This is a genomic window from Hungatella sp. (assembly GCF_046966825.1).
This window is the reverse complement of record NZ_JBKVCZ010000012.1, coordinates 33,673-57,548: the sequence shown is the minus strand read 5'-3', so window position 1 is coordinate 57,548 and position 23,876 is coordinate 33,673. Positions and strand designations below refer to the sequence as shown.

The following is a 23,876-nucleotide window of genomic DNA, read 5'->3' as shown; positions in this document are numbered from 1 at the left end:
TGAAACAAATATTTCGAAAAAAGGAGGTGGACGCTATGCATTGCATCACAATCGAGGCTACAACATTATGGTCAAATATTGACAATGTCGCTGTCATTACGTATAAAAATGACGCTTCCGTGTATCAGTGCGCCCATTTTTACGATAACTGCAGCGTCTACCCTTCAAATTCATCGATTCTCCGGCTGTCCTAACAACTGGTTTTCATGATGATTTATTTACCCGAAGGCGTCTACGCTTTTGGGTATTTTTATGTGATGGAATCATGTTCCTGTCACATAAAAAATCTGCCCTTTTCGGAAAATGGGTTCTATTATTCCATTTTTAGAAAGGTAGTTTTATCATGAATAAATTTAGGACATTTCTTGCCGGACATGGCTGCGGGCCCCGCGCCATTGTCTCCACTATTTTGATGTGTACAAAACAAATTTTTGACGGCGGCATCCTGTGTATCACAGGCGGATACCTTGTTTCTGCCGTACAGTTTGTCATGCTTATTTTTATCTGGACCGCCCTAGACCGGGAAGGTGCCAATTTAGGCGGCATGGCGTTAAATCAGCTGATGACATACACTCTGATGTCGACCGTATTGCATCAGGAATTAAATATTGTTTCACCAGCCACCGCCTCGCTGTGGGAAGGTTCTGTCATTGGACGTTTTACCAGGCCGGTTCCCGTTCCCATAAGCTTTATCGCTGAGACGATCGGACGATGGTGGATTCCGAATTTTCTGTTTTTCGGCCTCCCTCTGCTGATTATCGCCCCGTTTCTGGGCGTGAATCCGGCGCCGGCGGATTTGACATCCGGAGCTTTGGCGCTCATCAGTCTGGCACTTTCAGCTTCTCTTGGATTTGCCATGGACTTATTATTTGCCGCCTTTGCCATGTTCCTGAAAAATGGCTGCTGGGTAGCAAACAATATACGAGAGGCGGCATTTTCCCTCCTGTCGGGGGAAATGATCCCCTTCGCCCTGTTTCCCTGGGGACTGGATCAGGTCTTTTCCTTCCTCCCCTTTGGCTCCATCGCCCATGCGCCGCTCACGATCTATACCGGAACGGCCGCTGCTCCTTTAAGTACCATCGGGCTGCAGCTCGTCTGGAATATCGTTCTGTGGATCGCCGCGGCCAGGGTGTTCAAGAAAAGTAAAGAAAGGATGATCTCTTTTGGTGGATAATTTAAAAATACTTTTACGCCTCTACAGGCAATATACAAAAATGGATCTTTTATGGTTCCTTCGGGACACTCGCTACTGTCTGCTTCAGATCGTTTCAGATACTATATGCGCTTGCTGCACCATCGCCGGCGTATTCCTTCTGTCCGAAAAATTCGGCGGCTTCGGCGGTATGAATCAGGCGGAGATTCTCTTTATGATGGGCTTCTCCACCCTCGTTGACGGAGTTTATATGATGTTTTTTATTGGAAATAATACAGCCATGATAAGCCGTATTATCGGGCGAGGTCAACTGGATCACGTCATGATACAGCCAGTTCCCATATGGGCGGAGCTGCTGGCCCAGGGATTCTCCCCGCTTTCAGGAAGCAGCATGCTTATATGCGGGATTGGACTGACCACATATGCTGTCAACCGGCTACCCATATCCGTCACGATGCCATGGCTTATGCTGCTGCTTATTTATGCAGTAAGCGCTACAGCTCTGATTATCTCCTTTATGACCCTGCTGTCCTGCGCCGCATTTTACGCACCCGCGGCAGCCGAGGAGATCGCCCAGGTGGGCAAGGATTTATTTACATCTCTGAAGACTTATCCGTTAGGTACGATGAGCCATTCAGTAAGACGGCTGTTCCTGACCGTACTCCCAGTGGGACTGGCGGCCTGGTTTCCATCGGCGCTGCTTTTAAAGGCAGGCTACGGCGAATTTGGCCTTCCCATGCTCCTGCAGGCATGTTATCTGCCGACAGCGGCGTTTGCATTGTCACTACTCACAATTTATGTATTTAAGAAAGGAATGAAATATTATGCAGTCAATGGTTCACCACGATACTCCGGCTTTGGTCATAGATAATGTTACAAAACAATACTCCCAATGGCAGAGAAGCGGTCACGCCCGGGATATCTTAAAAAATATGCTTCACCCACAGAAACGCATCATCACCGCTCTCGACCATCTTTCCTTTGAAGTGGCTCCAGGCGAGTTTGTCGCCTACGCCGGGGCCAACGGAGCCGGCAAGAGCACGACCATAAAGATTCTCTCCGGCATCTTGAGTCCTTCTGAGGGCACAGTATCCGTATCCGGCTTAAGCCCGGTCACTGACAGAATTGAGCTGATGCGCCATATCGGTGTACTGTTTGGACAGAGAACAGAGCTGTGGTGGGATCATCCCATCATTACCAGCTTTGAATGGAAAAAAGAGGTGTGGGGCATCCCGGAGGATATATATAAAAAGAACCTTTCCCTGGTGACAGAACTGCTCGATCTGGAAGACATCCTGCGCACCTTTGCCAGGGAACTGAGCCTGGGCCAGCGTATGCGGGCAGACATTGGGATGCTGCTGCTGCACGACCCCTCCGTCATATTTCTGGATGAGCCGACTCTCGGCCTCGACGTGCTGGCCAAACAGCAGATGATACATTTTTTAAAGGAAATTAACCGGGAATGCGGAACCACCATTGTCGTCACAAGCCATGACATGGATGATCTGGAGGAAATGGCACAGCGGATTATTCTGCTCAACAAGGGGCAGATTGCATTTGACGGAAATTTTGACAAGCTCAGAAATACGGCCGGCGCCTGCTCACGCATTGTTGTCACCATGAAGAATCCAGACTCTAAAAAGCAGTCTTTAACATCTGATAAAGCATTAACCGCTCCCACAATCCCGGGGCTGCAGCTGCTTTCTTCCAATGAGGGCATATACGAATATGAGTTTAACCGAAGCCAGACGGAAATCCATGAGGTTCTGGGTAATCTTGCGGGATTTCAGGGAATCGAAGATGTGGAAATCAGAAGAGCTCCTATTGAGGATGTGATAGCGAGACTGTATTTAAGCTGGAAAAAGTCGTAGAAAGCAGAGGATAAAAGAAGTAGTTCACCACCGGTAAACTATTTTCATGGAACAATCGTGTTACAGGGTGGTTGACCTCCTTTCTACATAGAATGGAGGTGGTGCGGGTGAAATTTGACTTTAAGGACTTAATGACTTTTGGGCTGTTCATCCTGGCATTGCTGACTTTCGTTTTTACGTTCTGTCGATAGTGCTTATTTAAAGCATAGAAAAACCACCCTCTATACTTTGACAGGTCAGTGGGTGGCATTTCTATGAATGTAACTTATTAACCAGGTCAACCACTTTGTGGGCGGTTGTTCCTTCTACATTTTTATTATAATCAATTTAAACCTTGATTTCAAGCTTTTCCGAATCTCATTCTGGATTTTTCAGGCGGATTTTCAGCCATTTTTCTGAATCTCATTCTAATTTCTCGATCAGCACGTTACATTCAGTTCTTACCATTCATAATAAACTGAAGTCTGTCATAAATGAAGTTCCATTCTGTGGACTCTTCACCCCAAAGCAGGCGCATACTGACGCACCAACATCTGAGAGCGTCTTTCTGGTGCCTGTTTCACAGCCGCTCATCCCCCTTTTATAAATGAGTAAGGGCACGCATTCCCTCGTATGACGGCTGTGACCGATATCGGGATCATTGCCATGATCCGCCATGACCACCAGGATATCTTCTGCTGTCATTTCTTCCAGCACCGCGCCGATTCCCTGGTCGGCGATCTCAAGTATCTCCCGGTAAGCCGCCGCAGACTGTGAATGGCCTGCAAGATCAGTCTCCTGTACATTTGTACAGATAAAACCTTCTTCCATGCTCTTTACTGCCTGGACAGTAAGCCGCATCACCTCCTCTGTCGGCACACAGGAGATACTCGCACCGCCGTCATTTGCCACAATATCTGCCACTTTACCAATGAGTGTGCAGTCAAATCCTGCGTTTGTCAGTATTGTAGGGGCCTGTACATTTTTATCCACTCCATAGCCCAGATGCCTGCACTGATAGCCATGTTCATAGGATCTCGATTTTGCGGAAGCGATGCCAATATATTTTCCAAGCTTTATCTCTTCCGCATTCCACAAGTCATCCATTGTATTGCCAGTTCCGCCAAACACAATGACCCGCCCCACAGTTACTACCTCACGGACCAGACGGGCAATCTCCAATTCTTTATCAAACGGCATAAAATCAAGCGGTGCAGTCACATTGTAACACATACCCGGATCTGCCTCCAGATTGTCTGCCACAGTAGCATACTGATCGACCAACAGATATTTCAATCCCTGCTTCTCGATCACGCGGACCTCATGGCCGTTCTGTATCAAATGCCTTTTGACCTCTTCCGCCTTATCCAAAAACGGATGAGCCTCCGGCTTTTTCGGAAGCGTTCCCATGATCTCCTGATGGCCCATAAATGTATCCGCGCCATAGTGCATCAGTTCGCATCGTCCAAAATTGGCGGCGGGGCTGAATTTCATATTTCTGCTTTCCCTTCCATATGCATTCATCAGCCCCAGCCGTTCCAAAACCGGCAGCTTCATATCGGGACAGTCCTTTAAAATACTTTCCAGTGTATTGGCCGTTTCATCCCCCGGCCTCACGATATGGGCATCTTTCATGGCCCCGATTCCAAATCCATCCAATACAATAACGATAAATCGCTTTCTCATTTTTCTCTGCCCGCGCTGTCATAGATTCCTTCAATCCTCGGCGCGCCCTTTCTAAGTCCGGTGACTAAAACGACGTCTGATCGGGTTACAAATATCTGATATCGAAATGCCATCACCACGGTTTGGCCGACAGGGCACTCTTTCGATAATCCAAAATGGTAATCAATGCTGTCATCCGAAGGCGGAATTACTTCCACATGTCTTGCGCTTAGGAGATTTTCTCCCACTAACGCATTCTTCATATGGGAACGCCTGTAATGGCCGCCTCCAAAACAGTATCCGCGGCCTTCAAAATTATGTGATATTTCACTTATGTAAACCACGCATGGTTTCTCTGGCTGCTCATGGGCGGCATGCATGGGCGTCGTCCCGGAGAATCCGTGTCCCGGTTCGCCGCAATTTCCTCCGTCCTGCTTCATGCGTTCAATCGTCCGACAGCAGGTTGCAGATGGCGTATTGATGATACGGCAGATTATTCCCTGCGCCTCCAAAATGGCCGCCGCCTTTTTTACAGTCTGTAAATTGGCCGTAGGTATAATGTCATCCAGTTCTTCGTCATACAGGTAACAGGGAAAGGAAGTCACACCCGCGATTCTCACATGAGGGCTTGAAACAACGATACGGCTCACCAGTTCCTTCAATGTATTCAGCTTAAAACCGGCAGTCTGGCCGGAATAGATCATATCTCCATCCCCATATACCCGCAAAAGAATCTCCTGGATTACCCCCAATTCCGACGCAGCCTGATCGATCTGGCGGATCTTCTCCTCAGAGTAGACCGTGATTACCTCCGGGCGGCAGGAGACAATCTGTCTCACTAAAGCCGTCGGTATCTGAACCAGATGTCCCACGTTTCCAATGGGAATCCCATGCTCCATCATCACGGCAGCCTCTTTATAGTCAACTGCCACCGCGCCGGAGTATCCCAGGCGCATGAGTTCCCTGGCCAGATAGGGATTACGACCCAACTGTTTTAGCATAAAATAGAGTTTTACGTCATTTCGTTTGGAACACGCCAACATTTCGGCCGCATTTTGCAGAAAGGTATCCACGTCGATGAGATAAGAATCCGGCGCTATTACTCCCTTTTGATGAAGGCTGAATGCCAGGCGAACCAGTTCGGAATTCCGTTTTACTGTTTGTTCCAGGAACATTTACACCACTCTTTCTACAGATTCTCTTATGATTCTCAAAATAGTGTCGGCTCCGGCTCTCATAGGATTAATACGTATCATCCGATGCTCCAGTTCCGGATCTGCCTTCCGAAACGTGCCGGATATCCGGTAAAACATGGGTACCATCTCATATTTGGATTCCGCACCCACGGGATTGGGCGCAGCACCATATTTTTCAGCTTCCTCCAACACCTGTCCAGCGATATCTTCCCTGAACTCCACTAGAAGGACTTTAGACTGGGCGTTTGCCAGAAATGCCTGCTTTACTGCCGGTATTTCACCGCTGTTCAGGCGTCTGACACATTCCTCATTGACCTGCGCCTGAAGAGCCAGTGCTACCGGCGCATAAACCAATCCATGCAGAACATCGAGCGCTTCATGGCCCTGTACCTGCATACCGCCGGAATAGCTCTCTTTAACCAGCCTGTCAATCAGTTCTTGTTTTCCAACGATTACGCCTACACCTTCCGGACCCAGCAGTTTAAATGCTGAAAAGCAGGAAAGATCCGCTCCGCACTGTACACCAATCTCTTTTACCTTCATGGCCGCATAATTGTCGTCGGTCAGCACAGGGATATCAGCGGTCTCTTTGATCACACGCACCACCTCATGCATATTGTAACGGTCTTCCGGCAGCTGTCTCGTATACTGAACCAGCGTACCCCTGATATCCGGATTCTCCTTCAGGACCCGGCGAAGCTCTTCCAGTTCATTAAAGTCGGCTTCCACCGCGTCAATTCCCATCATTTCGAGAGACGCCGCCGTAGTATTATAGATAGGCGCCCTGTGTACCAGGATCCGGTCGCCGGACCTCATCATGGAATGAAGTCCAAAACGAATTGCGGCACTTCCCGCCCCCCGTACCAGGATACACGCCTCCGCGCCAAATACATCGGCAATCACCTTTTCGGCCTTCCAGGTCGTCACCGGTTTATTAAGGCCCATGACAACACCCAAATCTCCCCTGGTCAGCGATTCATGCCCCTCAAATACTTTTGTCATGCAGTCCACCACAAGAAATTGAAGCCTAACTGCCGCTTCCATGGACATGCTCTGTAACGGATATGTCTGCATCATTTCTCCTTTCTGCCTGTACTGCATTGCGCTGATCGCAGATGCTATGTGACCTTGATTGTGCAATGCAATATCCGGTTTCTCAATTACACATGACTTCTTTCGCAAGCCTTACAATTACCGGAACCACCGTTTTCGATATGGAAGGAGTAAACCCAAATGCTTTCTTTCCCGATTCCAGTGCCTTTCTAATGGTATTTTCATCCGCATCGGCTACTGTCATACACGTTCCATAGCCCAGAATGGCAATGGCCATCGCAAGCGCACCTCCGCCTCCAGTCATACACGCTCCCAGATATAAATCGGCCTTCCCGCCCTTTACATCCATAGCCGCAGCCACATCGTCCTTGATGACGACTTCACCTTCATCTCCCATAGCCGTGACTGCCAGTTCTTTTATCTCTTCTTTTCCCATCTGTCCGCCAATTACTATCTTCATGCTGACTGCTCCTTTCACGCGTCACTGTATAATATTAAACGCTGTACAAACCTACAACTGCCAGTACATTGACCAGAACTCCTACTGCGATTACGGCAATTGGCCCTACCGCCATCCGCACAATCGGTTTCTTAAAATACTCATTCATGACAAAGAAACCGCCGACTACCAAAAATCCAAATCCAGGTGCCATGCCCTCCGCTGCCGACATGGAGCCCACCAGTATGGCTACCTCCAGTAGCTTGGTCATCGCAACACGGATACTGTCAGCTGATTTTTTTATACTTGGAACCTTATCAAACAGTTTTGCAACTACTGCCAGAGACAATGCCTCCAGAGACATTACCACTGCACCAAATACCGCTGCCAGCACTCCGTTCGGTGCCAGAAGACCTGCTGTTGCGGTAAATCCAAATCCATCCGTCACGAAAGTACCTGTTGTCAGGGAAGTCAATGCCTTTAAAGGAATAAAGGATAATGCTCTCGCGAAGCTGATGCTGACTGCAGAAGAAATATTTCCATCCTTTAACGCAACCAGGGACTGTGGACCTTCCATCAGGAGATGCATATTGCAGGCAAGTCCATAGATTGCGCCCATAATGGCAATCCAGATAATGTTCTTTCTAATATTCTTTACACGATCTCCAAAAATAGAAGCCAGATTTCCTGTTGATTCGGATTTATCCCTTACTGCAAATACAATAATAAGAACAAGACCGGTTAACAGGGCAACACCATCAGCAATATCTCCTTTTCCTATAAATACCATGATCTGCCGAAGCAACACAGATGCAACCAGCGATGCCAGACCCTTTTTCCAACCGTAATCCATGGTAATCACAACACACGGGAATGCAATAAATGCAGAAATAACCGGGCCTGAAATATTCTGCCATGCATCAAATACATTAACCGGCAGAGCCTGCATCATATTGACAAACCCCTGGAGACCTGCCAGCAGCAGCACTCCGTACAGACCGCCTACCAGAACGGAAAGACCCGCACCAATCAGACTCTCTTTGTCCAGATACCATTTTTCAATATTCTTTGCCGGGAAGAAAATGCCGATAACATCGGTTCCCAGCCATAGAGAATGGACAAGTATAATGGGTGACATAATAGAATACGGTATTCCAAATCCAATGACCAGACCGAAACTTAAGGCAAACGTCGTCGTTGCAAATTCCAGCCTTGTCATACGTCCCTCCCGGTATTCCGGAACAACCGGTCTTACCGCATCATTAAAAACCGCAATACCCCTGTTAGCTAAAAGTGCCCCAAACGCGCCGGCTAAAAATATAACTATATAACGCATATTTTTCCCTCCTAAAATTTATAGTTTTCAAAACTCCCATATGTAAATGCATTTCTTGCCTTTTTATTTTGCGTTTACTTCTCTCTTTTATTATACGATTCTTCCTATCCTTCTTTTCCTGTCCCCATCTTTATCTCCTTCTCTTTTACATTCAATTTACTGAAGTATCTCATCCCCGTCAGCATACGCTTTACATTAGTGCATTACTGCCTTACAACCTTCCAAACCATCACATAAACAGGTTACATAGATGAACCGTTAAAAAATCCTTTTCCGTATCTGGAAATTCCAGATCAGTCTGATTCAGCATGTATGTCAAAAAATCCAATGCACTGCCATAAACTGGCTCCTGCTTCACTGTCTCTAAAATCTGGCCATCCAGCGGCTTTTCCTCCTTTCCCTCTAAGATCCTCTGCCCGGCCATGGCCAGATGCGTAATAAACATAGCAGCCCTGTCACTGTCTGCCTCCGGTTTTTGATTAATCAGCAGCTTCACCACTGTTTTCGAATAATCAGAAATGCTCTGTGTTATGACACCGCTGCTTAAAAGAATCTCGAGACGCTGATTTAAGGATTCCTCCAGATTCATAATACTCCTCCTCCTTCTTTAATATACAATATTTTGTACATTCATATAAAATATTTCTGCTATACCCTTTTTGACGGCTATATTCCAATTCATTGCGTTACGGCTGTTCGTACACCTGAACGCTGGATTATTTGTTACCACCATCAAAGGCAAACTCGCAGTTTGGCTGTTGGTTATATGGTATAAATATCACGTTGTTGCTTATATTGTATAGATACCGCGGCTGTAATCCTCGCGATATCTATACTACGGCTAACCGGCTGCATTACCAATAAAACGATATCCTGATATACTGATACAGGGTATTCGAGCCCACTGGAATTATTTCTTTTACATCAGAAAAATGGCTCCCGCCTCTTCTCTCTGACCTCAGAAAGAATTCCCAGTACACGTTCCACACTTATATATTTTTTAAGCAGTGCCTTCAATGCTTCGTCACCTGATTTTATCACCAGGACAGCAGTCGAAAAAGAATTATTATAGTCTGTTTCAGCCAATGAAACCACTTTGAGCCTGTCGTGATGATTTTCCAACACGTCGTCATAGTTCCATACTCCAGCATCTATGGTACCATCTATCAGAGCACCAATCGTCTGCTGTGTCCTGATCGGTATCAGTGTTATCTTTTTTCCCTTGACGATATTATCCGTAATCCTGCTTTGGTCAAGGGACTTGCTGTCGTACGCAACCTTCATTCCATCACAGATACCATCTTTTGATTCATCAGCCAATAAGAGCACGTGTTTTGAAAGAAAACTACCCTGTCCGAAATCAAAGGCTATCTCTATCTTCTTGCCGCTGCTTATGGATTGTTCCGCTGCATAGCGGGAACAAATGGCAAACTGATAGGTTCCCGACTCCACAAGTTCAATTCTTCCAACTGCACCTCTCGCATAAGCCATATTAAAGTTAAGTTCATCCAGTTCCGAGTAAATAGCTGTAGCAAATCCCTCATAAGTTAGAGAATATGGCAGCGGCATGATACCCAACAGCTCTTTTCTCATACAGTTTTCCTGTAATTTGTGGTAATCCAGCTTCTCTATATAGGTTCCCTGATGCCCATGATGCTCAAGCACCACTGCACCACACTCTTTTAAATATGTAAAAGCATTCTGAACAGTCCCCCTGGACACTCCAAACTTTTCCTGATACTCGGAGATAGGCTGTATTCTGTCACCCGTATTCTTGGACAGTAAGTCCAACGCCAGCAGACTTTTGGCTAATCCTGTTTTTTGATATAAAATGCTCTTTCCAACTTCATATCCCATCTAAATACCTGCTTTTTTGTTGTTATGTTCAATATTCAATATTTTGTACATTCATACAATATCACATTCAACAAACAATGTCAACAATAATCTCATTACATCTTTGTTTTTTTACAGCATATCCACTAATTTTTTAAGTTAATTGGAATTATATTAAACTGATCATCTTCCTCAAAAGGCCGTTACTGAATTTTGAGTTAAAGATTCTTCCGAATATAGCCAAAATGATCATTCTGAATACAAAGCATTCTGCGTGAAACCAGAATATTTAAGACCAGGGTCATTATCTCTTCCCTATGCTTCAAACATAATACATTAATCGTATTAAATAATCGGTAAAACGCAGCATTATAAAAAACCATGCACATATTATCGAAAAGCTATACCGGCAGGGGCTGATGGTTAATAACAATAATTTTATTAAAAACCACCCTCATCAGGATGGACTGAAAAAATTAACTCCAGATAACGAATAAAAGCTTCTATCCTTATTGGGTTTTATGAAATAATGACAGACTGTTCGATCTTAAATTCTATAAACTATTCAGAAATGTGCATAGAATTGGGCATAACTATTGCTGAATTTAATAATTCCAACCTAACTCAAATATTTATTTTCACAATAAACAAACTCATTCTTTTTCGTCTTTATACTCACTATTTTTTAAAAAACAACTTCTGGTAAACACCATTCCTCTTATTGTTGCCAGAATACATTCCTGCTCTTTAACAGAAAGCTTTCCAGACTCTTCAAGGATTAATTCCGGACGGTTCTTCTCCTGATCTCTTTCTATGGACTGCAATCCTACATCCTCCGCCTTTGGTTTTTGACTTGATAAATCTTTTTTATGTTTTATGAATACATGCTATCATGTTTCCACCACATTGTCAAGACGTTTGTCCGTCTTTTCAATACATTTTTGTCTTGACAAATCATTTTTACCGTGTTAAGATTAGTTATCAGGATTTTTAGTACCTTGTTTATACATGATTAATTACTGTTACTGACCTCTGTTACGGTACTCACATTGTATTTTCAACGCATGCGTTACTGCATACGTAAACTACCATGGTTAATTAGCTTCCTATTTGTGTTTAACCTGTACCTCCAAAGTAATCGTAATCACATGCGTTTGATATGTAACATGTATTTTTCCGTTTAAGGTTTCTTTTGAATCGTTGGAAAGTGCACTGTATATTATTCATATTACAGATAAAGTCTGAACGAAACCACCAAGTACAGGATTCACAGAATTTTATGAAATGTTTTATTAATCTAAATTAAATGGCGGATTGGCGTATGTCCTACCATCTTATCGATTATGGCGCAGCGCCTACGCGGAATGGAGTATCATATGGGAATAGGTGCCCGTCTCAAACAGGCCCGCAGTTCAAAAGGGTATACACAGAATTCTCTTGCTGATGCAATTGGTGTCTCCCGCGGTGTCATCACAAACATTGAACACGAAAAAGCAGAACCGCAAATGCTCGTCATTCGGGGAATCTGTTACGAACTGGGAATTAACAGCTCGTGGCTTCTTCAGGGTGAAGGCCCCATGGAATCAGAAAAAGACGCGGAAAGAAGTGCTCATCTTCTTGCCGAGATCTATCATTTATCTACCTTACTTTCAAAAGAAGAACAGGATTATGTCCTTGATATGATTAAGACCTTTCAGAAACACAAAGAAAGTCTCCGTAACAACAGCGATATACCAAAAGAAACGGAGCCATAGTAATTTGCATTATTTATATTTCTTATTTATCTTTGCATACTATCTCTTATTCACTACAGTTCATATGAAAAGCAGAGCTGCCGGCCGGCAGCTCTACCATAAAAGCTATATTCCTTTTTATATTAATTCCTAAGGCCATACTCTTGCCCAACTGTCACCGGCAGCTGCAGCTCTGTTACAAACCGTGTAGTATCGTTTGTCATACCCGCATCCACTAACGTAATTTCAATAGAATTTCCGGCCAGTTCATAGCCTCTCACTTTCATTTCAGACAAAAGTTTTTCATAGTAGACCGATGACTGCGTATGCGTTCCACAGTACCTCAGTGTTAGGTATCTTCCGCCCGGAATATCCGCTGCCTCTCCGTCATAGACATCTCCAGGTTCCAGCACAACAAATATGGAGCAGAACTCATCGAATTTATGTGACATCACATGACGCATTGAAATGGACACGCCCACCTTACCCAAAAACATGGCGGCCTCCAATTGTGTCTGCCGTTCCAGCTGGCGGATAGAATATTCCAGATCATCCGTGGCCGGAATTTCCGTCCGCAGCATAGCCAGCTTTCTGTCCGGCAGAGCAACCTCCTCCACCTGGTTATATATGGTATACAGTGCATCATGGAGCTGTGAGAGGCGTTCACTGATCTTGTGCTCTATGCGTTCCAATTCTCTGCGTTTTACAAGAACCTCCTCCTGCTGCTCTTTCAGAATCTCCATCATCTGACCGATATCCTTGTTTTCAAAAAAACGCATAATTTTAGCCAGCGGCATATCCAGTGCTCTTAAATATTTAATTGTATTAAGGCGCTCAAACTGCCCGGTAGAGTAATAACGGTATCCTGTCATGGGGTCCGTATGCTCCGGACGGATCAATCCTATTTCATCGTAATAACGCAGCGTTTTCGCATTAATACCGAACAGCTTCGCCATCTCGCCGATAGTAAATAATTTATTCATGGGGCTGCCCCTTTACTCCATACATTTTCTCAATCATAGCATACCGTTTTTTTAATGTCCAGCCTCTTAGCCGTCACCCTCATCGTCCATAATCTATTTCTCCATTTTTTTGCCTAATACATAAGTAACTCCAAAGGCAACCGTTACTGCAAGGACCATGACTACTATAGCCCATATCAAATTAGCTGACGTACCATCTGGATTGATATATGCCGGTATAGAGATAAAGCCTGGCGTAGAGATTACATACTGGGTCATCCCCACCAATCCGGCCAATAGTCCGCCGATTCCGCCTCCAACCATGGCGCCGATTAAAGGATACTTCTTCGTAAATAACACTCCGTAGACACCCGGCTCAGTAATTCCACACAGCGCAGTAATCCCCGCGCCAGTAGCCACACTTCTGTCATTGATGTCCTTTGCAATCAGCGCAGCCGCAAGACAGGCTCCCCCTACGGCGACATTAGCCGGGGCCATGCCGGTACAGATCAGCGGATCAGATCCAACCTCTGCCAACAGAGCAAATACAATAGGATAAGTCGCATTATTCATACCAAAGAAGACCATCAACGGCGTCGTTATACCGATAATCATAACAGCGACCGGCGGAGCCGCACGATAGATGGCAAATACACCGTTTGCCAGCCATGTTCCCATCAGATTACCAATAGGGCCTAACACAATTAAAGTCACAGGCACTGTGATCAGCATGGTAATCAACGGTACAAAGATAGTTCGCAGATACACGGGAACCACCTTAGAAAGGAAGCGGTATACGACTGCCATAAAAAGCACACCCAATATAACCGGAAATACCGTAGAATTATAACTAATCTGCTGAATGGGAATACCAAGAAAATTAAGCCCCTCTGCATTGTTAATAGTGGAGAACAGCAGTATTGCCCCCAGAAAGGCCCCTAGAAAGCCATTGGACTTCAGTCGGTTTGCTGCAGAAAAGCCTATGAAGATCGGCAGGAAGTAAAATGTTGCCTGGTTAATCGCATAGATAACCGTATAAGTACCCGACTCTGTGGATACTCCAAAGAATGCAGTCAGCAGCGTCAATACGGCCCCGGTAAGACCGCCAGCTATTAACACGGGAATCACAGGAGAAAAAGTTCCACCAATAAAAGACATAATGGTATTCATTACATTTCCCTTTTTCGCTTCCGTATCCTGCTTTAATGCAGCGGCGTCTGTAACTTCTCCGCCAGTCTTAAGCCCCTCATGTTTAATAAATTCTGCATACAAATTTGGAACATCCTGACCGATGACAAACTGATATTCACCATTTTGTACTACCAGGTTCAGAACTCCGGCTATTTTTCCTGCTTCCTCTCTGTTTAATCTACTTCCGTCTAAAAGCTGTACGCGCAAACGAGTCATACAATGACTAATGCGGGAGATATTATTTTCACCACCGCACACCGCGATGATCGAGTTACAGATTGCCGCATAATTCTTTTTAGCCATGTTGGTACCCCCTCTTATTGTTTATTCTACCTTATTTTTAGCAAAATTACGCCACTGTGACATATCCGTTCCCCATTCCTGACCGTTAGAGTGTATCAATGCGGAATACCAGTCAAACGAGTCCTTTTTAATCCGTTTCATATCCCTTAAGTCATCGTCGGTCCTGTTTACAAAGACCAGACCATAACGCTTTGCCATGCCGTTTCCAGTGCTGAGAAGATCGGTAAAGGACCATGGATTGAATCCGAATACCTCTACCCCATCCTGAATCGCCAGACCTACATTATAAACATACTCTCTAAGATAATCAATACGGGCCTGATCATGAATCTTACCATCTTTTCCCAGCTCTTCATGAGCACCATAGCCCGCTTCCGTTATAACCATCGGCAGGTGGTAGTGATCCCACAGGTAACGCAGTGAATAGCGCATGCATACTGGATCAATATGCCAGTCCCAATCCGTCACTTCTACATAGGGATTTCTGGCCAGCGCATATTCACCTGGCAAGTTAGGATATACGAATTCCCCCTTGATACCGGATTTATTAAGACCGATTTCCTGCTTATAGCTGTCATCGGGGGCCATTCCCACATCAGATCGATAGCAGTTAACCGCGATAAAATCGATTTTCGCCTGGGCTATTAATTCCATATCGCCAGGCCGAATATCCGGATCGATATCATTAACCTTCCAGTAATTTTTTACAAAACTGCTGTACTCGCGGAATACATATAAGTCATCCCAGATTTTCTGCGTCAGTTCCTCCGCATTCATGGCACCTATCTGATCCTCCGGCCGGCAGGAATAAGGATAAATCGGCACGTATCCAGGTACTGGACCGATTTTCCCATCTTTAACCAGCTCATGGCAGGCGACAACGGCTTTGGAGTGACACAAATTCATAATGTGGTTTATCTGCCACTTTTCCTTAAACCAGTCTGTGCAGCCCTTGGATACACCTAACCAGTCACCATAGACAATCTGCATATTCTGTTCATTAATAGTAAGCCAGTATTTTACACGGTCCCCGAAGTTCTCAAAGCAGACACGGCAATAGTAATCGAATTCATCAATAATGGCCCGATTATGCCATCCACCGTACTTTTCATCTACCCAGCATGGCATATCATAGTGATACAATGTGATAATCGGAGTAATCCCTGCCTCTAGCAATTCATTAATCAGGTTATTATAAAATGCGATTCCCATGGGATTCACCTCACGGTCAGCCGCTGGAATTACACGGGACCAGGAAATTGAAAAACGGTAGCTGGTAAAGCCGCACTCCTTCATCAACGCTACATCCTCTTTATAATGGTGGTAATGATCAGATGCTACCGAGTTATCTGCATAAGGTTTCTTGGTTTGGGAATTCAAATCAATAATCGCGGGAGTACGGCCATCTTCACTGGTTGCCCCCTCTACCTGCCATGCTGCGCTGGATGCTCCCCATAAGAATCCTTCTGGAAATACCGGGTTCTTTGAATACTTCATAAAATATGTCTCCTTTCAAAATTCGTCTTTCGCTTTTTACGTTTGGTTCATACAAACAGTGTACCAAAGAAGCGAAATCGATGGGGTTCAACATTTGAATCCACATTTTGTGAAAAACAATGCATTTATGGAAAGTCGAATAAGAATTTATTGTGAATATCGATGACAGAATAAAAAACCTGTGATATGATTTGGCTATGAATACAGATAAAATCCAAAACAAATTCAGTTTAAGTTATTTTAATTTGATGACGTCTTTATTGGCAGTCCTAAATTCCAATGAAGATGATGATACCAACCTGGTGTTGGCAAGATATTTACTGGAACATTTTCATGAATTGAAAAACCTGAGTATCTATGATGTGGCGGAGGAATGCTATGTTTCCCGAAGCAGTATTCAACGATTTGCCAAACTGATCGGCTACGAAAGCTTTACTGCCATGAAACAGAATGCACCAATTACCCGACAGCACATGGATGCCTTTGTTCAGTATGCCTGCCATCCGGAATTCGACCAGTATCTTCGTATTTCCATGGATGATATGATGCAGGATATCAATGAGATGTTCCTGGCCCAGAATCTCGATGTGCTGGTAAAACGCATCCACGATAGTGAACAGGTCGTTATCCTGGCTGCGGATCTGTCCAGTTATCCAGCGAAGGTACTGCAGCAGGGACTGGCTGCGATCGGTAAACTGATTCGTATTGTTACAGATGCCTATCCTGATACTGCTCTCCTGCAAAATCTAAAGCCTGAAGACCTGGTTATTGTTACCTCAACCACCGGCAATTACGCCATAGCTACGCTCTACGACCTGCAGAACGTCCACGCCTTCAAAGTGCTGATTACCCTTAATCATTCCGAAAAATTTGAGTCCTGCTATAACAATGTGATTTATCTCAGTCACAAATTTCATTCCAGTGACCGCATTACCGAAGGCATTCAAAATGTATACACCCGATACGGCGTAAGTTATTTCTTTGACCTGTTGTTTAATCTCTATATTGAGAAAGTTAACACTCTGCCCTCTTCCCATCCCCACTCTATTTTGATAAAATAGATCCAGAATAAAAAAATAAAAGAAAGAAGGTACTAATATTATGAAAGATCCAAATTGCGCATACTGTATGCAGGGAGAACTGGTCGCAAAATTTGGTTATCCTGTCTGCGAGATGGAAACCGGCGTTTTATATTTATTCAAGGAACAGAGCAAACGCGGCAGAGTTATTCTCGCGTATAAAGAACACGTCAGTGAATTGATCGATATCAGCGATGATGAACGCAGCGCATTTTTTGCTGATGTTGCCAAGGTCTCCAAGGCTGTACACAAGGTATTTAATCCTGACAAAGTGAACTATGGTGCTTACGGAGATACTGGCTGCCATCTTCATATGCACATCGTGCCCAAATACAGTGGCGGGGATGAATGGGGCGGAACATTTGCCATGAATCCAGACAAGGTTTATTTAACTGATGAAGAGTATGAAGACATGGCTGTTGCGATCCGCGCCGCATTATAATTGATAAACCAAAAAGGAAGTGTGGAATCCATGTTAGATGACATCAGAAAGCAGGCGGCCGACGCCGCTGCAGAATTATTGGAAGCCGCTCATTTAAAAGAACACGATCTTGTCGTTATCGGTTGTTCTTCCAGTGAAATTGCAGAATACCGCATCGGCTCTCACTCCAGTGAGGAGATCGGCGAAGCAGTATACACCGCTATTTATCAGATTATGTCTTCTCACGGCATTGACGTAGCTGCCCAGTGCTGCGAACACCTAAACCGGGCTCTGATCCTGGAAGCAGAAGCTGCCGCACGCTATGGATATGAACCAGTGAATGTAGTTCCTCAGTTAAAGGCCGGCGGCTCCTTTGCCACTGCGGCGTACCATACTTTACAGCATCCGGTGGCAGTGGAACATATTCAGGCAGCCGCCGGCATTGATATCGGAGATACTCTGATCGGCATGCATTTAAAAGCAGTTGCGGTACCCGTGCGCATCGCCACCAAATACGTAGGTGCCGCCCGCGTTGTCTGCGCACGAACCAGGCCTAAATTTATTGGCGGAGAGCGGGCCCATTACAATCCTGAACTAATGTAAGATACCGCAAGGCTAAGAAAATAACAGCCGTTTATTGAAAGCGAGGCAGCATATGGATACTGAATTTATAAACTTGACGACAGAGAACCTTGCCAATGAGCATTTATGCTGTATTATCCGCAGTAAAAAATCCCATCCCGGTGTTGAGGCAAAGCGCCAATGGCTTTCAGAACGGCTGAGTGAAGGTCATGTTTTTAGAAAGTTAGATGCAAAGGCTACAGTTTTTATAGAATATGCGCCTCTTGAAACAGCCTGGGTCCCTATAAACGGGGACAACTATCTGTATCTTTATTGCTTATGGGTTACTGGCAGTTACAAAGGAAAAGGATATGGGAAAGCTCTGATGGAATATTGTCTGGCTGATGCCAAAGAAAAAGGAAAATCCGGTATTTGCATGCTAGGGGCAAAAAAACAAAAATCCTGGCTTTCCAACCAGGCATTTGCAAAGAAATTCGGCTTCGAAGTTGTCGACACTACTGACAATGGATACGAGCTGCTTGCTCTTTCTTTGGATGGGACAACTCCAAGATTTGCACCAAACGTCAAAACCCCTGGAATCGAAAGTAAAGAGCTGACCATTTATTATGATTTGCAATGTCCCTATATTCATCAAAACATCGAGATGATTAAGCAGCATTGTGAAGAGAGTAAGATTCCCGTATCTTTTATTCAAGTAGATACGCTCCAAAAAGCAAAGGAACTTCCTTGTGTATTCAATAACTGGGGTGTGTTTTATAATGGTAATTTTGAAACAGTAAACCTGCTGGATATTAACTATTTAATGAGAATACTAAAAAAATAACAAATGATCCAGTATGTCAAAAAGGATCCCGCCACATTGTCTGACAAGTGGCGGAACCCTTTCCAATATTTCTTAGATATTTAATTCTTTATAGATCTCTAATTTTCTGTTATTTCCAATTACTCTTCCATGGTTGCGTACATGAAGTACCAGTAACCATATGGAGAATGCCATGTTCCCTTTAACTTCGGATTCTGCAGATAGAAATCACTTGAATAAACAAGCGGAGAAACAGCTGCATCTTCCATGATCAGGTTCTCTGCAGCATGAAGCTTCTCATAATGTTCTGCCTTATCAGCAGTAGAACGCGCTTCTTCAAGCAGCTTGTCAACTTCCGGATTGGAATACTTTCCATCGTTGTTTCCGCTTGTGCTCGCAAGTAAGTTCAGCATATTGGAAGGATCATCATAGTCATATACCCAGCCGCCACGACAGATTTCAAAATCACCGGCACGGCGAGTTGGTGTGAAGGTAGACCACTCTACGATCTTAATGTCCATTGTTATACCAAGGTCTTTCCAGGCACTCTGTAAATATTCGGCAACCGGTTTATTATAACCTGCATCATTGGTCATATATTCAATGATCGGGAAGCCTTCTCCATTCGGATATCCTGCTTCAGCAAGGAGTTCCTTCGCTTTTGCCAGATCAGCCTCATAATCACTTACATTAAAGAAATCCCCGCCGTTATTCGCACGTGTTACTTCTTCAAAGGAGGAACCAGCTTCTACGTCAGAGATGCCAGGGCCTACGAAGTTGGTTGCCGGGGCAACGGTGCCGATCATCAGTGTATTAGCTACATACTCACGGTCAACAGCAAGGCTCAGAGCCATACGCACTTTTGCATTATCAAATGGCGCCTTCTGTGTGTTAAAGATCGTATAAGAGGTAGCAAGACGAGGATCCAGATGGTAATCCGGGCTATCCTGCAGACTTGGAATCTCCTCAGTCGGAATATCCTTAATCATCTGTACTTCGCCAGTCTGATAAGCACTGTAAGCCGCATTGGAATCTTCCATCAGAACGAACTTTAAGGAATTTAAGGTAACTTTGTCAGCATTCCAGTAATTTTCATTTTTTGCAAAAGTCATATGAGATCCCGGTACCCACTCGATCATCTTTAACGGTCCGTTGGATACATAGGTCTCAGGAGCCAGAGCCCACTGATCACCATTAGCATCTACAACATCCTTTTTAACAGGAGCCATGCTTGCGTGAGTTATGATTTTGTCAAAGTAAACACAAGGGCTGGCTAATTCTACAACCAGAGTCTTTGCGTCAGGTGCGGACACTGCCAAAGCGTCGATGTCTCCGGCCGCAGCTTCTTCATAGCCTTTTACCATAGACAGCATGTCTGCTGCATACGGAGCCGCCGTCATCGGATCGGCCAGACGCTTCCATGAATAAACAAAGTCTTCCGCTGTAAAATCAGAGCCGTCGCTCCACTTTAATCCATCACGAAGATGGAATGTATAAGTAAGTCCGTCATCGCTCACATCAAAGGATTCTGCCTGTCCAGGAACAATATCATTGTTCTCATCAAAGGTAAGAAGCGTCTCAAATGCGTGCAGAATAATATTAGATGCATCAATTGCCGTGTTTAATGCCGGATCTACAGTCTCCGGATCAGGTCCAACCTGAACTGCAAGATCAAGTCCGCCGGTGGCTGTGGTTGTGGTCGATGTATTATTACCTGTTGTTTCCTTCGCCGCATTGCCGGATCCGCCGCACGCGGTCAGAACCATACCAGAAGCCAGAACAGCAGCTAATACAAGTGCCATTTTTTTCATGTTACTTTCCCTCCATATCTTTTCTCTTTGTCTGTCTGTGACAGACAGCGCAGATTATAGCATACCATACATTTAACTTTCTTGCAATCCATAAAATCTTTTCATTTTTTGGAAGATTCGTGGAAATATTAATAAATAGAGCAATTAAAAAGCCGGGAAGCTTAATTTCTCTGCTCCCCGGCTTTTCCCTCCAATTAACGGTATGCCGTCTGTACTGCTTTTAAAAGTACCTTTGGATCCTTTACATATGGTGTAACTGGACAGATCGTCTTATCCACGTCCATCAAAGTATATACAGCGATTCTGGCTGCACGCACGGAATACTCTTCTGTAAATACCATGTCATCCGGAATCTCTACGAACTGACTGATCATGGCGAAGTTGGTAGAGCCCTCCGGTACCACGTTCGGACGGTCGGTCATCTTACGCGGCTGGAACTGGGCATCTACATAAGGCATCATACATGGAATAACATTGACCACATCGGCCATGATCTCATCGATATGGTCCTCCATATGCAGATGATGAAGAAGTTCTGTCAGCATTTCTTCCCCCGTACAGTCCTTCATCGGTTTCTTCACATAATCACCCACATGATCCGTATACAGGCCATAACCCCAGAATATCGTCTCATCCATTGGCTGATTAATAAAGTGTGGCTGCGCTGCTATTACTATGCTCATCAGCCAGTTAGAGTCTTTAAATGTCATCAGGGCGCCGCTTCCCGGTACGTTGCCAGTTAAATCCTCGATCATTTTTAACAGCTTATTACCACGGCTTGTCACAGTAAAACTCTCCCAGTTTGTCTCATGTACGTCTCCAAAGAACGGTTCCGGATTTCCCAGTCCTGGCTTTTTCATCGTCACCTTGCTCCAGAGTTCACCCGAAATAGGCTTTAATTCCGGTTCCGGAGCAGGTGTATGGAGATCACCCAGAGTTGCACTGTCTGTCATACACGCATTAGTCATAATACAGATATCACCCGCTTGGATTTCAACAGTTTTCTCTTCTCCGTTATCATCCAGATGCAGTGTTTTTGCAGTAATTCCATCTCCGTCTGCAAAATCAATATCTGTCACCGTACAGTTTTCAATAAAATTAACACCCTTATCTCTCAAATATGTTTCCAGTGGCTTAATTACACTGTCATACTGGTTTAATGGGGTTCTCGTCACGCCTTCCAGCGTCTCAATTCTCGAAAACTCCAGAATCATCCGGCGCATATAACGGCGGAATTCAAACAGACTGCTCCATTTCTGGAAAGCAAAGGTCGTTTGCCACATATACCAGAAATTCGTAGTAAAGAAATGAGGCATGTCCGCAAACCACTGCTCGATTGTCATATCATCCAGTTTATCTTCCGGTGTGTTCATCAGCTTCAGCAGGGCCATTCGCTCTTCCTGAGTGAATCCCATGCTCCTCACATCAAGAATGTTTCCATCCTTATCCACCAGCCGGGCCTTTGCATGTGTCGGATGAGCGTGATCGAAATTCAATATCTCCTCTGTCACACTTCTGTCAGGATTATTGAGTGATGGGATTGAGCCAAATAACTCCCAGAAATTCTCATACGTCTCTTCGTTTAACATTCTGCCGCCGCGGCATACAAATCCGCCTTCCGGAGTACCGATTCCATCATTGCTGCCGCCGAGAATATGCATTCCCTCATAGATTGTGATCTGCTCTGCCGGGAACTTACAGTCACGGATTAAATACGCCGCGCCTGCCATGCTTCCGAGTCCGCCGCCAACAAAATAGGCGTTCTTTCCCTCATAGCTGCGGTTTTCCATAACCTGATCCGATACGTTATCTACTTTCTCTTCCTGTTTCTTTTTTGAATTATCATACGCTTTTTTTGCCGCTACACCGGCCGCCGCTGCTGCCGCGCCCCAGACAATCGCTTTTCCCAGTCCATTTTTTTTCTTCATATCCGTTTCCTTTCTTACCTCGTCAATCGGTTACTGTTCATAGCCTAATATTAGCATACTTCATCTGGCCTGTCACCATACATGAAATTTTTAATGTCAAAAAAAACGACACCGTCAATACGGTGTCGCAAAACCAGACATTTTTTCTATTTTGTCTATCGATAAATCGATTCTCATCTTTTACAATATAGTCAGATTACAGCGTTCAATTACAGAGTCAGATTAGTCAGGGGGGATTGTCATGTATGCAACCATGCAGGAACATCTAAGAGAATCCGTGTTTAAAACGGCGCTCTTCCATTTTTTAAAAAACAGTAAAAAATCACCGGAACGGACGGCCCGCAACATCGAGGAACTTTTAAACAAGTTCAGTACTTCCCCGTGTGAGTGCCGTATGAAATACGATGAGCTGCTCCAGCTGATCAAGACTTCCTCAATGGAAGAATGCATCAGCTATATCATGAATAAGATTTCTTAAACAGTGCCCTGGCTTCGGATATAACCGATCCGCTCTGTATCCTTGGCCAGGCTCCTTAAGTGTTCCGCCACAACTTCTGGTTTTATTCTCATTCCACTCTGAGTCCAGGAAACGATAACTCCGCAAATACCATACGCATAAAACTCGGCATCAAACTCCCGCTCTACATCATTTAAATGATTATTCTCATCCAATCTGGCAATAGCCTCTAAAAACAGGGCTTTGGCCATCTCAAATAAATAGCTCTCAAAGGTGTGTTCCTGTTCTTTCAGTGTGTTTACATAAAACGGCTTTTCTTTTTCCATAATCCGAAGCATCTCCAGGAATTTCTGATCCCAGTTATCGAAGGTAATATCTTCTGTGATTTTAGAAAAGTTCTCGTTATAATAGATCCAGCTGAGCAGTTCATATTTATCCTGAAAATGATAATAAAACGTCTGACGGTTTAATCCGCATACCGCGGTAATATCCGCGATCGATATCTTATCAAACGGCTTTTCCCTGCAAACCTGTTTCAGCGCCGCGGCAATCGCTTTTTTTGTAATGAGTGAATCTGACATA

General features: G+C 44.6%; 24 protein-coding genes. 10 read left to right on the top strand and 14 right to left on the bottom strand.

The genetic code is table 11. From position 1 onward, the window contains the following. Positions 1-35 precede the first annotated feature (35 nt). The 4 genes from ACLTD4_RS06040 to ACLTD4_RS06025 all read left to right on the top strand — a co-directional run bounded on the left by ACLTD4_RS06040 (position 36) and on the right by ACLTD4_RS06025 (position 3,024). Positions 36-194, top strand: coding sequence for a hypothetical protein (locus ACLTD4_RS06040; protein WP_172683672.1), 159 nt, complete (start codon positions 36-38; stop codon positions 192-194). A gap of 149 nt (positions 195-343) precedes the next feature. Continuing rightward, on the top strand, positions 344-1,174 hold the full coding sequence (locus ACLTD4_RS06035) for an ABC-2 family transporter protein (protein WP_117622689.1): 831 nt from the start codon (positions 344-346) through the stop codon (positions 1,172-1,174). Between the two features lie 40 nt (positions 1,175-1,214). Then, a complete protein-coding gene (locus ACLTD4_RS06030; RefSeq protein ID WP_243009736.1) occupies positions 1,215-2,024 on the top strand; it encodes an ABC-2 family transporter protein in 810 nt (269 codons plus the stop codon). After that, a complete protein-coding gene (locus tag ACLTD4_RS06025; protein ID WP_117622691.1) occupies positions 1,978-3,024 on the top strand; it encodes an ATP-binding cassette domain-containing protein in 1,047 nt (348 codons plus the stop codon). The genes ACLTD4_RS06030 and ACLTD4_RS06025 overlap by 47 nt, the downstream gene beginning before the upstream one ends. Before the next feature lie 447 nt (positions 3,025-3,471). On the opposite strand, the gene ACLTD4_RS06020 is transcribed toward ACLTD4_RS06025, so the two are convergent. From ACLTD4_RS06020 to ACLTD4_RS05985, 8 genes are all read right to left on the bottom strand, one after another. Beyond that, positions 3,472-4,689 (bottom strand): phosphopentomutase, encoded by a 1,218-nt coding sequence (locus tag ACLTD4_RS06020; RefSeq protein WP_117622692.1) that lies wholly within the window; start codon positions 4,687-4,689, stop codon positions 3,472-3,474. Beyond that, entirely contained in the window at positions 4,686-5,843 is a 1,158-nt protein-coding gene (locus ACLTD4_RS06015; protein WP_117622693.1) for a YhfX family PLP-dependent enzyme, read from the bottom strand. Before ACLTD4_RS06015 ends, ACLTD4_RS06020 begins: the two co-directional genes overlap by 4 nt. Next, entirely contained in the window at positions 5,844-6,941 is a 1,098-nt protein-coding gene (locus ACLTD4_RS06010; RefSeq protein WP_412331201.1) for an aminotransferase class V-fold PLP-dependent enzyme, read from the bottom strand. Positions 6,942-7,020: 79 nt separating this feature from the next. Further along, positions 7,021-7,377 carry a DUF2620 family protein gene (locus ACLTD4_RS06005; RefSeq protein ID WP_055659910.1) on the bottom strand — a complete coding sequence of 119 codons (357 nt, stop codon included), beginning with the start codon at positions 7,375-7,377 and terminating at the stop codon, positions 7,021-7,023. Positions 7,378-7,411: 34 nt separating this feature from the next. After that, positions 7,412-8,692: a YhfT family protein gene (locus ACLTD4_RS06000; protein WP_055659909.1), complete on the bottom strand. Its 1,281-nt coding sequence runs from the start codon at positions 8,690-8,692 to the stop codon at positions 7,412-7,414. A gap of 229 nt (positions 8,693-8,921) precedes the next feature. After that, entirely contained in the window at positions 8,922-9,281 is a 360-nt protein-coding gene (locus tag ACLTD4_RS05995) for a PRD domain-containing protein (protein ID WP_055659907.1), read from the bottom strand. A gap of 335 nt (positions 9,282-9,616) precedes the next feature. Next, a complete protein-coding gene (gene yhfZ / locus ACLTD4_RS05990) occupies positions 9,617-10,549 on the bottom strand; it encodes a GntR family transcriptional regulator YhfZ (protein WP_117622695.1) in 933 nt (310 codons plus the stop codon). Positions 10,550-11,181: 632 nt separating this feature from the next. Beyond that, complete coding sequence (locus ACLTD4_RS05985) at positions 11,182-11,352, bottom strand: hypothetical protein (protein WP_181988617.1); 171 nt, start codon at positions 11,350-11,352, stop codon at positions 11,182-11,184. Between the two features lie 540 nt (positions 11,353-11,892). Between ACLTD4_RS05985 and ACLTD4_RS05980 the strand changes: the two genes are divergently transcribed. Beyond that, complete coding sequence (locus ACLTD4_RS05980; RefSeq protein ID WP_243008287.1) at positions 11,893-12,282, top strand: helix-turn-helix domain-containing protein; 390 nt, start codon at positions 11,893-11,895, stop codon at positions 12,280-12,282. A gap of 122 nt (positions 12,283-12,404) precedes the next feature. Here ACLTD4_RS05980 and ACLTD4_RS05975 read toward each other — a convergent pair whose 3' ends face one another. The 3 genes from ACLTD4_RS05975 to ACLTD4_RS05965 all read right to left on the bottom strand — a co-directional run bounded on the left by ACLTD4_RS05975 (position 12,405) and on the right by ACLTD4_RS05965 (position 16,214). Then, positions 12,405-13,244, bottom strand: coding sequence for a MerR family transcriptional regulator (locus ACLTD4_RS05975; protein WP_117622696.1), 840 nt, complete (start codon positions 13,242-13,244; stop codon positions 12,405-12,407). Positions 13,245-13,337: 93 nt separating this feature from the next. Further along, positions 13,338-14,717 (bottom strand): PTS transporter subunit EIIC, encoded by a 1,380-nt coding sequence (locus ACLTD4_RS05970; RefSeq protein WP_117622697.1) that lies wholly within the window; start codon positions 14,715-14,717, stop codon positions 13,338-13,340. Between the two features lie 21 nt (positions 14,718-14,738). Continuing rightward, on the bottom strand, positions 14,739-16,214 hold the full coding sequence (locus ACLTD4_RS05965) for a glycoside hydrolase family 1 protein (protein WP_117622698.1): 1,476 nt from the start codon (positions 16,212-16,214) through the stop codon (positions 14,739-14,741). A gap of 197 nt (positions 16,215-16,411) precedes the next feature. On the opposite strand from ACLTD4_RS05965, the gene ACLTD4_RS05960 reads away from it, so the two are divergent. From ACLTD4_RS05960 to ACLTD4_RS05945, 4 genes are read left to right on the top strand one after another with little or no spacing between them, the layout of a single operon-like run. After that, complete coding sequence (locus tag ACLTD4_RS05960) at positions 16,412-17,275, top strand: MurR/RpiR family transcriptional regulator (RefSeq protein ID WP_117622699.1); 864 nt, start codon at positions 16,412-16,414, stop codon at positions 17,273-17,275. A 40-nt stretch (positions 17,276-17,315) separates the two neighbouring features. Next, a complete protein-coding gene (locus ACLTD4_RS05955; protein WP_055659891.1) occupies positions 17,316-17,735 on the top strand; it encodes an HIT family protein in 420 nt (139 codons plus the stop codon). A gap of 30 nt (positions 17,736-17,765) precedes the next feature. Next, a complete protein-coding gene (locus tag ACLTD4_RS05950; protein ID WP_117622700.1) occupies positions 17,766-18,317 on the top strand; it encodes a TIGR01440 family protein in 552 nt (183 codons plus the stop codon). A 52-nt stretch (positions 18,318-18,369) separates the two neighbouring features. Then, positions 18,370-19,119, top strand: a complete 750-nt coding sequence (locus tag ACLTD4_RS05945) for an N-acetyltransferase (protein WP_117622701.1) — start codon at positions 18,370-18,372, stop codon at positions 19,117-19,119. A 119-nt stretch (positions 19,120-19,238) separates the two neighbouring features. On the opposite strand, the gene ACLTD4_RS05940 is transcribed toward ACLTD4_RS05945, so the two are convergent. Beyond that, positions 19,239-20,909 carry a peptide ABC transporter substrate-binding protein gene (locus ACLTD4_RS05940; RefSeq protein WP_117622702.1) on the bottom strand — a complete coding sequence of 557 codons (1,671 nt, stop codon included), beginning with the start codon at positions 20,907-20,909 and terminating at the stop codon, positions 19,239-19,241. A 194-nt stretch (positions 20,910-21,103) separates the two neighbouring features. Further along, on the bottom strand, positions 21,104-22,837 hold the full coding sequence (locus ACLTD4_RS05935; protein ID WP_055659886.1) for an oleate hydratase: 1,734 nt from the start codon (positions 22,835-22,837) through the stop codon (positions 21,104-21,106). Positions 22,838-23,078: 241 nt separating this feature from the next. Between ACLTD4_RS05935 and ACLTD4_RS05930 the strand changes: the two genes are divergently transcribed. Continuing rightward, positions 23,079-23,315, top strand: a complete 237-nt coding sequence (locus ACLTD4_RS05930) for a hypothetical protein (protein WP_055659885.1) — start codon at positions 23,079-23,081, stop codon at positions 23,313-23,315. On the opposite strand, the gene dhaS is transcribed toward ACLTD4_RS05930, so the two are convergent. After that, positions 23,312-23,875 carry a dihydroxyacetone kinase transcriptional activator DhaS gene (dhaS, locus tag ACLTD4_RS05925; protein WP_055659883.1) on the bottom strand — a complete coding sequence of 188 codons (564 nt, stop codon included), beginning with the start codon at positions 23,873-23,875 and terminating at the stop codon, positions 23,312-23,314. The genes ACLTD4_RS05930 and dhaS overlap by 4 nt on opposite strands. Position 23,876 lies beyond the last annotated feature (1 nt).